Source organism: Roseburia faecis (assembly GCF_001406815.1).
Taxonomy (GTDB): Bacteria; Bacillota; Clostridia; order Lachnospirales; family Lachnospiraceae; genus Roseburia; species Roseburia faecis.
Genome location: NZ_CVRR01000048.1, coordinates 13,315 through 27,372, shown reverse-complemented (window position 1 = coordinate 27,372; position 14,058 = coordinate 13,315). Strand labels below are relative to the sequence as shown.

Here is a 14,058-nt window from a genome sequence, read left to right as displayed (position 1 = left end):
AAAGAAAACAAGGTGTCAAGTATTTTTTCTTGACACCTTGTAATTTATTTTTAAATCATGGTTCTTACGATCTTTGGCTTATATCCGGCCTTTTCCAGCGCCTTGATAATCTGCTTCTTGTGATCGGTACCAAAACACTCCAATGTAATCCGAAGTTCAACTGCGGCATTCCGGTTCGTGGAAACAAACTGATTGTGTTCGAGTTTGATGACATTTCCCTGCTCTTTTGCCAGTGTCTCGGAAACTTTCGCCAGTTCTCCCGGCTTATCCGGAAGCAATACCGAAACGGTAAAGATACGGTCACGGAAAATCAGTCCCTGCTGTACCACGGAAGACATTGTGATTACATCCATGTTTCCACCGCTTAAGATGGATACCACCCGCTTGTCCTTAACATCCAAATGCTTTAATGCCGCTACCGTAAGCAGTCCGGAATTTTCTACAATCATCTTGTGGTTTTCCACCATATCCAGAAAGCTTACGATCAGTTCATCATCCGTTACCGTGATGATGTCATCCAGATTTTTCTGGATATATGGGAAAATTTTGCTTCCCGGTGTCTTTACGGCAGTACCGTCGGCGATTGTATTTACTGTCGGAAGCGTTGTCACTTTTCCGGCTGCAAATGAAGCCTGCATACAGTTTGCACCAGCCGGCTCCACACCGATCACCTTAATCTTTGGATTAAGCAGCTTTGCAAGTGTGGATACGCCGGTTGCCAGTCCGCCTCCCCCAATCGGAACAAGAATGTACTCTACCAGCGGAAGTTCCTTAAAGATCTCCATTGCAATGGTTCCCTGACCGGTTGCCACTGCCAGATCATCGAACGGATGAATAAAGGTATATCCATTTTTTTCTGCCAGCTCCAGTGCATGTGCACATGCCTCATCATATACATCTCCGTACAACACAACTTCCGCACCGTAACTCTTGGTACGATTCACCTTGATCAGCGGCGTGGTGGTTGGCATTACAATTACCGCCTTACAGCCGTAGCACTTTGCGGCATATGCCACTCCCTGCGCATGGTTTCCGGCAGATGCTGTAATCAGTCCTCTCTGACGTTCTTCCTTTGAGAGCGTGCTGATTTTATAATAAGCACCTCTTACTTTGTATGCCCCGGTAAACTGCATATTCTCCGGCTTTAAATATACTTTATTGCCTGTCTGGTCACTTAAGTAATCACTGTATACAAGTTTTGTCTCCAGAGTAACCTCTTTTACTTTTTCACTTGCTTCTTCAAATTTATCTAGCGTCAGCATCTTCATCGTTGTCCTCCTTATTTTTTACGTCAAACAATGCATTCACAAATTCATCCGGGTCAAATTTCTGGAGGTCATCAATGGTCTCTCCCACGCCGATATATTTGACCGGCACTCCAAGTTCCGCCTGAATTGCCACCGCAATTCCTCCCTTGGCTGTTCCATCCATCTTTGTCAGCACAATTCCGGAAATCTTTGCCACATCGGAAAATTCCTTTGCCTGAACCAGCGCATTCTGTCCGGTTGTCGCATCCAGCACAACCAGCGTCTCCCGATACGCCTGTGGATACTCTTTTTCGAGAATCTTGTTAATTTTTCCAAGCTCATTCATCAGATTTTTCTTGTTGTGCAGACGTCCTGCCGTATCGACCAGAAGCACATCTGCATTTCTGGCCTTTGCTGCAGCCGTTGCATCATAAACCACAGATCCCGGATCTGCGCCTTCCGTTCCGCCAATCATGTCAACTCCCGAACGGTCCGCCCACTCTTTGAGCTGATCTCCTGCTGCTGCACGGAAAGTATCCGCACCGGCAATCACAACCTTTTTTCCCTGCTCCTTCAGTTTACCTGCAAGTTTTCCGACGGTTGTGGTCTTTCCCACACCATTGACTCCGATCACAAGGACAACGGATGTCTCTTCTTCAAAGCGGTATGCCGTCTCACCGACCTGCATCTGCTGTTTGATGCTGTCGATCAGAAGCTGTTTGCATTCTGCAGGCTCTTTCACATGGTTTGCCTTTACTTTTTCACGCAGATCATCCAGAATCGACTCGGTAGCCTTAACGCCCAGATCACCCATAATCAGAATTTCTTCCAGTTCCTCGTAAAATTCATCATCAATTTTAGAAAAACCGTGAAATACCGAATCAATTCCGGATACAATATTATCTCTTGTCTTGGTCAATCCTTCGACAAGCCGGCTGAAAAAACCTTTCTTTTCTCCCATATCAGTTTCCTTTCTTATCGCTTCTTTCTTTTTACATAATCAATCAGTTCAAATCATGTTCAATCAGATCTACCGACACAAGTGTCGATACACCTTTTTCCTGCATGGTAATTCCATACAACCGGTCCGCTGCTGTCATTGTACCACGTCTGTGCGTAATTACAATAAACTGTGTGTTTTTTGTCAGCTTATTTAAGTAACTTGCAAACCTTGAGACGTTAGAATCATCAAGTGCTGCTTCAATCTCATCCAGAAGACAAAACGGTGAAGGTTTCAGTGCCTGAATCGCAAACAGCAGTGCAATCGCCGTCAGTGCTTTCTCACCACCGGACATCTGCATCATATTCTGCAGCTTCTTTCCCGGCGGCTGCGCGATGATGCGGATGCCACATTCGAGAATATCCTCATCCTCCACCAGTTCCAAAGCTCCATGTCCGCCACCGAACAGGTGCTTGAATGATGCATTGAATTCTTTCTGGATTTCCGCAAACTTTTCCAGAAACTGTTTTCTCATGCCGCTGTCGAGATCTTCTATGATGCCGAGCAGCGTCTGCTCTGCCTCAACCAGATCATCATGCTGCCCTTTCAGGAACGTATAACGTTCCGAAACTTCTTTGTATTCTTCAATGGCATTGACGTTGACTGTTCCCAGCTTCCGGATCTCATCCTTTACTGCTGCGATCAGTTTCTTTAAAGCAAGCGGATCTTCGTATTCACTGTTTCTTAATTCTGCTGCCGCATGCGGTGTCAGTTCATATTCTTCCCACAGATAATTTGTCTGTTGTTCTGCAGATTCATTCAGCTTTTCCCGCTGGTTGTTCAGACGGAACACTTCTTTATCCAATCCGTTACACCGCTCGGAAATTTCCTCCTGTTTCCGGAAAAATCCCCGGTATTCCGCAGACATCTGTTCTTTTTGTTCTACGCTTTCACGAAGTTTCTGTTCCAGTTGCCCATGGGAATCCGAAGAAGCAAGGATCGTCTTTTGGATTTCTGCAATATCGTGCTGTTTCTTTTCCACATCTTCTTTGAAATTTTTCGCATTCTCCAGAAGCCCGGTCTTTTCCGTCTCAAATTTTTCCAGATCTCCATTGATACGTTCCACGTTTGTCTGGGCAAATTCTACTTTCTGCCGGATATTCGCTTCCTCAAGCTGAATTCCGGAAAGTTCCGATTCCGCTTTATTTTCCAGTTCTTTCTGTTCTTCAAGCATCTTCTGAAACGCTTCATTCGCATGCTGGATTTCCGTTTCCCGTTGTCTGGAATGTTCCAGTTCCTCCTTAATGCCTGTCTGATCTGCACGGATTTCTTCTACCTGCCGATCCATCTGCTGCCGTTCCTTCATGAGACTTGAAAATACTTCTTCACTCTCATTTTTCTGCTGCATTGCGCGATCCACATTGATCTTTGCAGTATTCTGACGAATAAATTCTTTCTGCAGGGTTTCTTTCACCTGTTCCAGCTCTTCCTCATTCAGCTCAATGGCCGTAAGAAGATCCTCCCTGCGGTTTTTTATCTGCGCAATCTCCTGAAGCAGACGATTCGTTTTCGTTTCCAGTTCCTCCACTTCGCGGCGTCTTGCCAGCAGATTGGATGAATTTTTAAATGCTCCACCCGTCATGGAACCACCGGGGCTTAAATATTCTCCCTCGAGAGTTACAATATGTAAACTGTAATGATTCTTCTTTGCAAGTGCAATCGCATGATCAATCGAATCTGCCACAAGCACACGCCCCAGCAGATACGCCGCCACTTCCTCATACTTTTGCTCACACTTTACCAGCTGACTGGCAATTCCAATGACTCCGGGCTCCTTCAGTGCCGCTTCATTCTTCGGATTTTTTCTTGCTCTTACACTGGTCAGCGGAAGAAATGTTGCACGTCCGAAACGGTTCTGCTTCAGAAATGCAATCATTTTCTTTGCCGTTGCTTCATCTTCCGTCACAATATTCTGAATGTTTCCACCCAGAGCGGTCTCAATCGCAATCTCATATTTCTTATCCACCTGAATCAGATCTGACACAACCCCGAGTAATCCCGGATTATGTTCTTTCTGTTCCATCACTTTGCGGATACTGTTTCCGTATCCGTCATAGCGCTCCGCAATATTTTTAAGCGACTCCAGACGAGACTGCTGCCTGTGAAATTCGTTTTGCTTTTCTTCCAGTGCACGGTCATTTTCCTTTGCCTTAGTTCTCCATTCTTTTTCCTTTGCACTTAATTCTTTTTCCTGCTCCGAAAGTTTTCGGATATGCGCACTGACCTCTTCGAGATCTTTTTTGCAGTCTGCAAGAACCGAATCCAGATCCGTTTCCTGCGTTTTTCTGTCCAGCAGACGCTTTCCAAGCTCTGCTTTTCGTATATTGATCTGCTCCACCATGGTATCGGAACGCTGCTGTTTGGCCTGAATATCTGCTCTGCGGTTTAACAGCGCAAACAATTCTTTCTGCCCCTGTTCCATTCCCTCATTACAGGATGCAATCTGTTTCTGTATCTCTGCCAGTGTCTGTGCTGCTTCTTCCTGTCGTTTCCGTACCTGTGCAAGCTGTTCATCACCGGAATGTTTTTCTTTCTCGTAGGAAGCTTTTGCCTCCTCCTTTTCCTTCTGTTCCCGCGCAATGGCATCCAGACGGCTCTGCAGATGTTCATCTGTCATCTCTGCCGTATGGATCTGCTCTGCCAGTATCTGGATCTGGCTTTCGAGTTTTTCCTTCATCACAGACGTATTGCTGATATTTTCCCGGATTGCATTGATCTTTTCGTCCATTTCCGTGATGCTTTCGCCCAAACGGTCATATTCCTGGCGGATCTTTTCCCTTGCATCCGCGCTTTCTTTCAGCTGTTCATCTGCAATTTTGAATTTTTCCTCTACTTCACGCTGCTCGGATGCGATTCTCTCTGTTTCCATGAGAAACATGTTGACATCATAATCTTTCAGCTCATTCTTCTTTTTTAAATAGGTTTTTGCCTTTTCCGACTGCAGCTGTAACGGTTCCACCTGGCGTTCCAGTTCCGACAAAATATCGTTTACACGGACCAGATTGTCTCTCTCATTCTCTAACTTTTTTTGTGCAGTCGCTTTTCGTTTTTTGAATTTTACTATTCCTGCCGCCTCATCAAAAAGTTCGCGCCGTTCTTCCGGTTTGCCGCTTAAGATCCGGTCAATCTGTCCCTGTCCAATGATCGAATATCCTTCTTTTCCGATACCGGTATCATAAAACAATTCTGAAACTTCTTTCAGTCGGCACGGACTGCCATTGATCAGATATTCACTCTCTCCGGAACGATACAGACGTCTGGCAACGGTGACTTCCTCATAGTCGATTGCCAGTTTATGGTCGGAATTATCCAGTGTAATCGCTACATACGCATAGCTGAGCGGTTTCCGGTTCTCCGTACCCGCAAAAATAACATCCTGCATGGAAGACCCACGCAGCTGCTTGACCGACTGCTCTCCAAGTACCCAGCGCACCGCATCCGCAACGTTACTTTTTCCACTTCCGTTCGGTCCTACAATGCCCGTGATTCCCTGGTGGAATTCAAATACAATTTTGTTTGCAAATGATTTAAATCCCTGCACCTCAATACTTTTTAAATACATGTATTATCCCCTTTGCTGATTTTTAAGCATCAGAAGTGCCTGATATGCAGCCTCCTGTTCCGCCGCTTTTTTTGTATGTCCGGTTCCGCTGCCAATGACACGCTCTCCAATACATGCACGGACAGTAAAACTCTTATTATGATCCGGACCGGACTCATCGGTCAGTACATAAGTAAGCTGCTCATGTTCTCCCTGCACAACCTCCTGCAGGATAGTCTTGCTATCATAAAAGAGCTGTTTGTGTTCAATATCTGTCAGAATATATTTATGAATAAACTCTTTTGCATTAGCAAAACCACCATCCAAATAAATTGCCCCGATCACAGCTTCAAGCGCATCAGACAAAATAGATTTGCGGCCTCTTCCTCCGGTCTGGTCCTCTCCTTTTCCGAGTAAAAGATACTCTCCTAAAGCAATATCCTTGGTACAGAGTGCCAGTGTCGGTTCACAGACAATGCTTGCACGCAGTTTTGTCAGTTCTCCTTCCGGCTTGTCCGGATACTCTTTGTACAAAAATTCACTGGAGATAATCTCAAGCACAGCATCGCCCAAAAACTCCAGTCTCTCATTGTCCGAATGTTTCTTTAAGTGCTTCTCATTGGCAAATGAACTATGCGTCAGTGCCTGACGAAGCAGTTTTTCATCATGAAAGTGATATCCGATCACTTCCTGAAATTTTTTAATATCTGTCACTTCTTTCCCCTTTCTGAAATAAAGGAGTCCGCCACCGGACTCCTTTCGTATCTGTGTTTAGTTTTCATTCATTGCAGCTTTGATCTGTTCTACCGCATCCCCTACTGTAACAATCTTTTCTGCCTGCTCGTTTGGAATCTCAATATCAAATTCTTCCTCAAGTCCCATAATGATCTGGAATACATCCAGGGAATCCGCTCCCAGATCATCGATGAATGTGGTATCCATCGTAATCTCATTTTCGTCCACGTTTAATACGTCCACAATAATCTTCTTTAATTTTTCGAACTCCATAATACTTCATTTCCTTTCTTATTCTTCTTCATTATTTTTGGAATCTGCAACTCTTTCTTTGATAATTTCGTTAATATTCTCTTCACGGAATGTCACACACTGGTAAATGGAATTGGTAATTTCCTTTGCCCTGGAACTTCCATGGGTCTTTACCACAAGGCCATTCAGTCCCAGAAGCGGTGCTCCGCCATACTGGCTCGCATCAAATGCTTTCAGTGTTTTTTTCAGTGACGGCAATGCCAGTGCCGCACCGATCTTGCTCTTTAAATTGCTCATCAGTCCCGCCTTGATCACACCGATCAATGTTGAACTGAGACCTTCATATAATTTTAAAATGACATTTCCGACAAATGCCTCGCACACAATGACATCTGCTCCACCGTGTGGAATCTCTCTTGCCTCAATACTTCCGACAAAATTGATATCCTCACATTCTTTTAACAATGGAAATGTTTCTTTTACCAGAGCATTTCCCTTTTCCTCTTCCGCACCAATATTTACAATCGCCACTCTCGGATTCTTAATCCCCACAACGTTTTCCATATAAACGGAACCCATCTTTGCAAACTGTAATAAATGTTCCGGCCGTGCGTCTACATTTGCGCCACAGTCGATCAACAGTGAAATTCCGGTCTCCGTCGGAATGATCGGTGCCAGCGGTGGGCGTTTGATTCCACGGATGCGTCCGACAATCGTCTGTCCGCCAACCAGAACCGCTCCGGAACTTCCTGCGGAAACAAATGCATCCGCTTCTCTTTGTTTTACCATATTCATACCTACAACGAGGGATGACTGTTTTTTCTTTCGAATTGCCTGAACGGGTGGCTCTGCCATCTCAATTACTTCAGGCGCATCCACAACCTCAATACGCTCCTGCGGATATGGATACTTCTGCAATTCTTCCCTTACCACGTCCTCCTGTCCAACCAGAAAAACTTTGATATCTTCACGGGAAGAGACCGCATCAACTGCTCCCTTGACAATTTCTGCCGGTGCATTATCACCGCCCATTGCATCAAGAGCTACTTTCGTGATTGTCTGCATGGTCTGTTCCTCCTTATGCATCTACTAGAAAATATACTATATATCATTCCATAAATCAACGATAAATTGGCTCTTTCAGACACAAAAAAATCAAGAGTCAGCAAAACCGCCAACTCTTGATTTTTAAAGACCTATCCTTATTAGTCCTGCGCGATAATCTCTTTTTTGTTATAAGATCCGCAGTTCTTGCATACACGGTGTGGCATCATTAATTCGCCGCACTTGCTGCACTTTACTAAGGTCGGAGCAGACATTTTCCAGTTTGCTCTTCTCTTATCTCTTCTTCCCTTAGAAGATTTATTCTTTGGACAAATTGACATTTGTTTACACCTCCTTAAACCTGTTAAATATATCTTGGATTGCTGCCATTCTTGGATCAAGCTCTGTTCTCTGGCAACTGCAGGCTCCCTTATTCAAGTTCATCCCGCAGACTTTACAAATTCCTTTGCAATCGTCCTTGCACAGAACTCTCATTGGCCAGTTCACCAAAATCTCGGCGTAGACAAGTTTATCTACATCCAGTTCAAACCCAATCAGGTAATCCGGTTCCTCCATCTCTTCATCGACAAGTCCCTCTTCCCGAACAGTGAGTTTCTTATCTATGTCAAAACGGATCGGCGTCCGAACTTCTTCAAGACACCGCGCACACGGAATCATCACATCAATATCAACCGTACCCTTAACGAATACCGCTGCATTCTCCTCATTACGGATCTGCAATGTCACCGGCGCTTTGCGAACAATAGGAAAATCTCCCAAGCGGGAACGAAAGGAAGTGAGCGAGATGTCCGCCTCCTGTGTCAATTCCTTGTTTATGGATTTTGTAATGATTGAAAGATCAATTTTCACAGTATTCTCCTATTCACACCTAAACAATTATACATAGGGTGTCCTGCTTTGTCAACTAATTTTTACAAATTATCAACAAATTTATCAACATTTATTTTACCAGTGCTACGGTCTCACGACAGATTGCAAGCTCCTCGTTGGTCGGAATGACACATACGGTAACTTTTGAATCCGGTGTGGAAATAATTTCCTCCACGCCACGCACATCGTTTGTCTTCTTATCAAGCTTGATTCCCAGATATCCCAGATAAGAAACGATCTTTTCACGAATGAAAGAAGTATTCTCTCCGATACCTGCAGTAAATGCGATCGCATCCACACCATTCATTGCTGCAACATATGCACCGATGTATTTTGCCACACGGTAAGCAAATACCTCACAGGCATCAATGGCGCGTGGATTTCCTTCATTATAAGCAGCTTCCAGATCACGGAAATCACTGGATACACCGGATAATCCTTCAACACCGGATTTTTTATTTAACACATTCATGACACCATCGATGTCGAGGTTCTCTTTCTTTGCGATAAATTCCATGATTGCCGGATCAATATCTCCGGAACGGGTTCCCATAACCAGTCCCTCCAGTGGAGTCAGACCCATGGAAGTATCCACACATTCTCCATTTAATACAGCACTGACAGATGCTCCGTTTCCAAGATGCGCTACAATAATCTTGCTGTTTTTCAGATCCAGTTTCAGATACTCTGCACATGCTTTGGATACAAAACTGTGGCTGGTTCCGTGGAATCCGTATCTTCTTACTTTATATTTCTCATAATATTCATATGGAAGTCCGTACAGGAATGCCTTTCTTGGCATTGTCTGATGGAACGCCGTATCAAATACACCAACCATCGGTACATTTGGCATAAGATCCTGACACGCACGGATACCGATCAGGTTTGCCGGGTTATGTAACGGTGCAAGTTCATTACACTCTTCTACCTTTGCAAGCACTTCTTCTGTCAGTACCACCGACTTTGCAAACTTCTCTCCACCGTGTACAACACGATGTCCAACTGCGTCGATTTCGCTCAGATCCTTTACTGCTCCACTCTTTGGATTATGCAGTGCATCAAGAACCATCTGAATGGCCTCTTTGTGGGTTGGCATCGGAGCTTCCGTGATCTCCTTATCCATTCCCTCTTTCTGGTATACCAGTCTTCCGTCAATTCCGATTCTTTCGCATAAGCCCTTGGCAAGTACCTCTTCTGAATCAGAGTTGATCAGCTGGTACTTCAGGGAAGAGCTTCCGCAGTTGATTACTAATACGTTCATTTGAATTCTCCCTTGTCCTTATTCATTTTGTGGAAATCCACAATCTTTTTCCATTATAAACACATTTTCCTTCTTATACAAGTGGAAATCCTCGAAAAGCTGTGTTAATATTTTAACAGAAAAACAGACAGAAGAAACGACCGAACAGGAGGCAAACGTGAAAACAGCAGGAATTATCGCCGAATACAATCCGTTTCACAACGGACACCAATATCAGATTGAAACCGTACGCCACCTTACAGGAGCAGATTTTGTGATCGTTGCCATGAGCGGAGATTTCTTACAGCGCGGTGTTCCTGCCATTGCCGACAAATACACGCGCACCCGCATGGCACTTCTCGGCGGTGCCGATCTGGTACTCGAACTTCCGGCTGTATGGGCGACCGCTTCCGCGGAATATTTTGCTGCCGGAGGCGTACAGCTTCTCGGAAAAACAGGCGTCGTTGACACGCTCTGCTATGGCTGTGAAACTCCGGAAAAAGAACTTATGCAGGCAATTGTCGAAGTTCTTTCCAAAAATGCTTCGGACTATCAGATGCTGGTTTCTTATAACATGAAGCAGGGAAATCCGTTTCCTGTCGCACGAAGCCACGCACTGTGTTCCCTGCTGCCTTCCTTTTCTTCTGATGCGGTTTCTTCTTTTCTGGCATCTCCGAACAATATTCTGGCCTTAGAATACGAAAAAGCAATCGCCCGCTGGAATTCCATAAACAGCGTACATGACAGAACTTTTTCCAGTATGCCGGTCCAACGTATCGGGGAAGGCTATCACAGCACAAAAACAGGCGTAACCTACGCCTCTGCAACTGCCATAAGAAACGCACTGCTTGTGCCATCTGAAAATGATGGTAACCACAACCATTCCATGTTCATAAGTACAGGCAGCTTTGATTTCGAACTTTCGCAGATGCTTCCCGATACTTCCGCCTCCCTCCTTGCCACTTTGGCACAGCAGAACCTTCTTCTGGACACGGATGCTTTTTCTCAGGCTCTCTACACCCGGTTATGGGCACTGTACGATGGAGGCTATGCTGACTTTGCAGACTGTGGCAAGGATCTGTCCCATCGAATCGTCCAGCAGCTAGAGCATTTTTTAAGTTTTTCGCAGTTTGCCGATCTCTTAAAAAGCAAAAATACAACATACACACGCATCTGCCGCGCTCTGCTCCACATCCTGCTTAACATCCGGCAGGACGATTATGCTGCGCTCTGGCAGCCGGATGGCATTCCGTATCTGCGGGTACTTGGTTTTCGCAGGGATTCCTCTGTGCTTCTTTCCTCCATCAAAAAAGAAGCATCCGTTCCTTTGATTACCAAAGTTGCAGATGCTTCTTCTATCCTTCATGGAATTGCATACAAACGTTTTTTACACGATGTAGCCTGTGCTGATCTGTACCGCACTACATCTTCCATGCAGATACAGACCGAATTACCAAACGAATACCGACAGCCCATCGTCCTCGTATAACCTTTACAGTTCCATAATAATCTCTCTTGCCAGACTCTCCTCGATCGGCTTGGCATACACATTCGGTGCAAACTCCACTACATCTCCAATGCCTTTTTCGATCACAAAGCGTAACTTTCCGTCACGCACCTTTTTGTCGGTATAAAGCTTCTTAACCAGAGCCTCACGATCAATATAATCCGGAATTCTTGTCGGAAGTCCCACACGCGCATACAGCTTAGTCACACGCTCTGCCTCTTCCTCTGACATATAGCCAAGGCGTGCCGAAAGCAGTACCATAGCCGCCATTCCGATGGAAAGTGCCTCGCCGTGCAGAAGCCGGTAGTCACTGACAGTTTCAATGGCGCGTCCCACCGTGTGTCCTAAATTCAGGACTTCGCGCAGTCCGCTTTCTCTCTCGTCTTTCATAACAACATCATACTTGATCTTACAGTTGTTCTCTGCGATATATTCGCAGGCAAACTTCTGGAAACTCATAATATCATCCAAGTTTTCCTCGATAAACTCAAACATTTCACGGCTCGCCAGACATGCATGCTTGATGGTCTCTGCCATGCCGCTTGCCATCTGACGTTTCGGAAGGGTTTTCCATGCGGCAATATCAATGTAGACCTTGCGCGGCTGATTGAAAAGTCCAATCAGATTCGTTGCAAGCGGTGTATCAACGGCAGTCTTTCCGCCCACGGATGCATCTGCAGCAGCCAGAAGTGTGGTCGCATAATTGATAAACGGTACGCCTCTGCCATATGTTCCTGCCAGAAATCCTGCCAGATCCGTAACAACACCTCCGCCGATTGCAATCACAGCACAATCTCTGCGGAACCCTTTTTCCAGCATGGCATCTTCAATCTTCGCCTTCGTCTGTCTGGTCTTACTTTTTTCTCCTGCGGGAAATACGAACAGTTCCACTTTAAATCCAGCCTTGCTCAGCTTTTCACTGATTGGTTTTGCATACAGATCCAGTACATTGGAATCCGTGATCACGGCAAACTTCCTGATTTTTCCCAGAAGACCGGTCTCTAAATCCTCTACCAGTTGATCCTCCAGACGATACCCCATCTCAATATCGTAACTGTCATCCACCACTTTTTTCAGTTCTACATTAAATACGCTCACTTTGTCACCCCTGTCTGTCTAATCTACCCCGGCAGCAAGTCTTGCCAACCGGTCCGCCTCTTCATTTCCTTCTACCCCGGAATGTCCTTTCACTTTCACAAAATGAAGGGAAATTTTATCATTCACGGACTGTATAAAATCATAATAGGCAATCGTTCCCTGTTTGTTCCGCTTCCAGGCTCCGGTTGCCCACATCTCTATTCCCATATAGTCATAATAAATGGTTAAGTCGGTAAGTCCCATGGCAACAGCTTCTTTTACTGCAGCCATGCTGCCTAACACCTCTCCTGCCACATTGCGCATCGATGCCATCTGGGGATCATTGCCGCTTCCGCTGATCACGTGACGTTCTCCCTTTGTCACGAGAAATCCGCCATATCCATAGACGGAAGTAGCACTGTTAAACGAACCGTCGACAAACGCATAATTTTCCGGTTCCTTTTGTTCCTCTTTTTTTCCTTCCAGAAACTGTTCCGCTTCTGCGCGTGTCGCAAACCCTTTATAGACAGCTCCCGGAAATCCATGCACCATACTTTTACATGCATCCCATGAGGTATAAATTCCCGGAACTTTTCCCTTTTTTACCGCATAAAATTTTCCAGCCATAGATTATCCTTTGCCGTGCAGTTTTGCAATAATCTCTTCTTTTAAAAGCATCGCTCGGTCTTTTGCCACTCGGGAAGCTGCCTGTGAAGTCAGAATCATGGAAATGAATCTGGATGCAATGTCCACCTTTCCAAGTTTATAAGCTATATTCGCCATCAACAGGTTTACGGTACTTTCTTCCATTCCGCACATTGGGAAATTTTCGGATGCAATCGCTTTTAAAAATCCCTCATATGCCTGTTCATAATACGTGGCTTCTTCTTTCCGGCATTCGGCAAGTGTTTTTTCATCTTTCTTTTTTGCCTTGGAAAGCTCCTCAATCCAGCCGCGGTACAGCCAGGATATCTTTAGGCACTCATATGCCTTTTCACTGTTCTTTCCCTTTTTCACCAGTGTATTATATAAAGCCAGTTTATACCGCTCAATGGCTTTTTCGTAAGAATACGGCTCCATCGGTTCTTCTTTTGGCTGCTTCTGCCCTTTGAACTTATGGCATACCCCTTCTTCAATCATCTTGACCTGACCGGTAGACAAATGGGTAAAATAGCGGTTCATCGCCGTATATCCGCACTGTGGGCAGGACGATACATCGTATTTATTTGTATCAATGTACTGAAAACGCGGACGCAGATCAAAATCCGGTTCCATGCGCTTTACCCGTCCAGTTTTTACCATTCTTGTACGGAAAACATTATCACATACCGGACAACGGATGGATTTATCCAGTAAGAACTCAGTTTCGCTGTGAACCGGTTCTTTTTTTGGCACCGGTTCCGGTGCTTTCCGTGCAGGTGTATCACTTTTTTCCTCTTCAAAGAGGTGGTCTGTATCCATCTGATCCAAACCAAATTTTTCCAATCCCGATAATAAATTCATTCTACGCCTCTTTTTGTCTAT

Annotated in this window: 13 protein-coding genes; 1 reads left to right on the top strand and 12 read right to left on the bottom strand. The window is 45.1% G+C overall.

The annotated features are described in order from the left end of the window. Positions 1–50 precede the first annotated feature (50 nt). The 9 genes from ilvA to M72_RS12505 form a co-directional block, all read right to left on the bottom strand. Positions 51–1,262 (bottom strand): threonine ammonia-lyase, encoded by a 1,212-nt coding sequence (gene ilvA / locus M72_RS12545; RefSeq protein ID WP_055068548.1) that lies wholly within the window; start codon positions 1,260–1,262, stop codon positions 51–53. Further along, positions 1,246–2,208: a signal recognition particle-docking protein FtsY gene (ftsY, locus tag M72_RS12540; protein ID WP_055068461.1), complete on the bottom strand. Its 963-nt coding sequence runs from the start codon at positions 2,206–2,208 to the stop codon at positions 1,246–1,248. The genes ilvA and ftsY overlap by 17 nt, the downstream gene beginning before the upstream one ends. A 43-nt stretch (positions 2,209–2,251) precedes the next feature. Then, positions 2,252–5,809 (bottom strand): chromosome segregation protein SMC, encoded by a 3,558-nt coding sequence (gene smc / locus M72_RS12535; RefSeq protein WP_055068460.1) that lies wholly within the window; start codon positions 5,807–5,809, stop codon positions 2,252–2,254. 3 nt (positions 5,810–5,812) lie between these two features. Continuing rightward, entirely contained in the window at positions 5,813–6,502 is a 690-nt protein-coding gene (gene rnc / locus M72_RS12530) for a ribonuclease III (protein ID WP_055068459.1), read from the bottom strand. 57 nt (positions 6,503–6,559) lie between these two features. Then, complete coding sequence (gene acpP, locus M72_RS12525) at positions 6,560–6,796, bottom strand: acyl carrier protein (protein WP_022045088.1); 237 nt, start codon at positions 6,794–6,796, stop codon at positions 6,560–6,562. An 18-nt stretch (positions 6,797–6,814) separates the two neighbouring features. After that, positions 6,815–7,840, bottom strand: a complete 1,026-nt coding sequence (gene plsX / locus M72_RS12520; RefSeq protein ID WP_022045087.1) for a phosphate acyltransferase PlsX — start codon at positions 7,838–7,840, stop codon at positions 6,815–6,817. A 140-nt stretch (positions 7,841–7,980) separates the two neighbouring features. Further along, positions 7,981–8,160: a 50S ribosomal protein L32 gene (gene rpmF, locus M72_RS12515; RefSeq protein WP_022045086.1), complete on the bottom strand. Its 180-nt coding sequence runs from the start codon at positions 8,158–8,160 to the stop codon at positions 7,981–7,983. Between the two features lie 4 nt (positions 8,161–8,164). Continuing rightward, complete coding sequence (locus tag M72_RS12510; RefSeq protein ID WP_022045085.1) at positions 8,165–8,689, bottom strand: YceD family protein; 525 nt, start codon at positions 8,687–8,689, stop codon at positions 8,165–8,167. Positions 8,690–8,780: 91 nt separating this feature from the next. Beyond that, the gene (locus M72_RS12505; protein ID WP_055068458.1) at positions 8,781–9,971 is read right to left on the bottom strand and encodes an acetate kinase; all 1,191 of its coding nucleotides are present in this window, start codon (positions 9,969–9,971) and stop codon (positions 8,781–8,783) included. Positions 9,972–10,128: 157 nt separating this feature from the next. On the opposite strand from M72_RS12505, the gene M72_RS12500 reads away from it, so the two are divergent. Further along, positions 10,129–11,439: a tRNA(Met) cytidine acetate ligase gene (locus M72_RS12500; protein ID WP_055068457.1), complete on the top strand. Its 1,311-nt coding sequence runs from the start codon at positions 10,129–10,131 to the stop codon at positions 11,437–11,439. 3 nt (positions 11,440–11,442) lie between these two features. Here M72_RS12500 and aroB read toward each other — a convergent pair whose 3' ends face one another. The 3 genes from aroB to M72_RS12485 are packed head-to-tail and all read right to left on the bottom strand — an operon-like array spanning position 11,443 to position 14,037. Continuing rightward, positions 11,443–12,555 (bottom strand): 3-dehydroquinate synthase, encoded by a 1,113-nt coding sequence (aroB, locus tag M72_RS12495; protein ID WP_055068456.1) that lies wholly within the window; start codon positions 12,553–12,555, stop codon positions 11,443–11,445. Positions 12,556–12,573: 18 nt separating this feature from the next. Further along, a complete protein-coding gene (locus M72_RS12490; RefSeq protein ID WP_055068455.1) occupies positions 12,574–13,161 on the bottom strand; it encodes a ribonuclease H1 domain-containing protein in 588 nt (195 codons plus the stop codon). A 3-nt stretch (positions 13,162–13,164) separates the two neighbouring features. Then, positions 13,165–14,037, bottom strand: a complete 873-nt coding sequence (locus M72_RS12485; RefSeq protein WP_055068454.1) for a DUF2225 domain-containing protein — start codon at positions 14,035–14,037, stop codon at positions 13,165–13,167. Between the last annotated feature and the right edge of the window lie 21 nt (positions 14,038–14,058).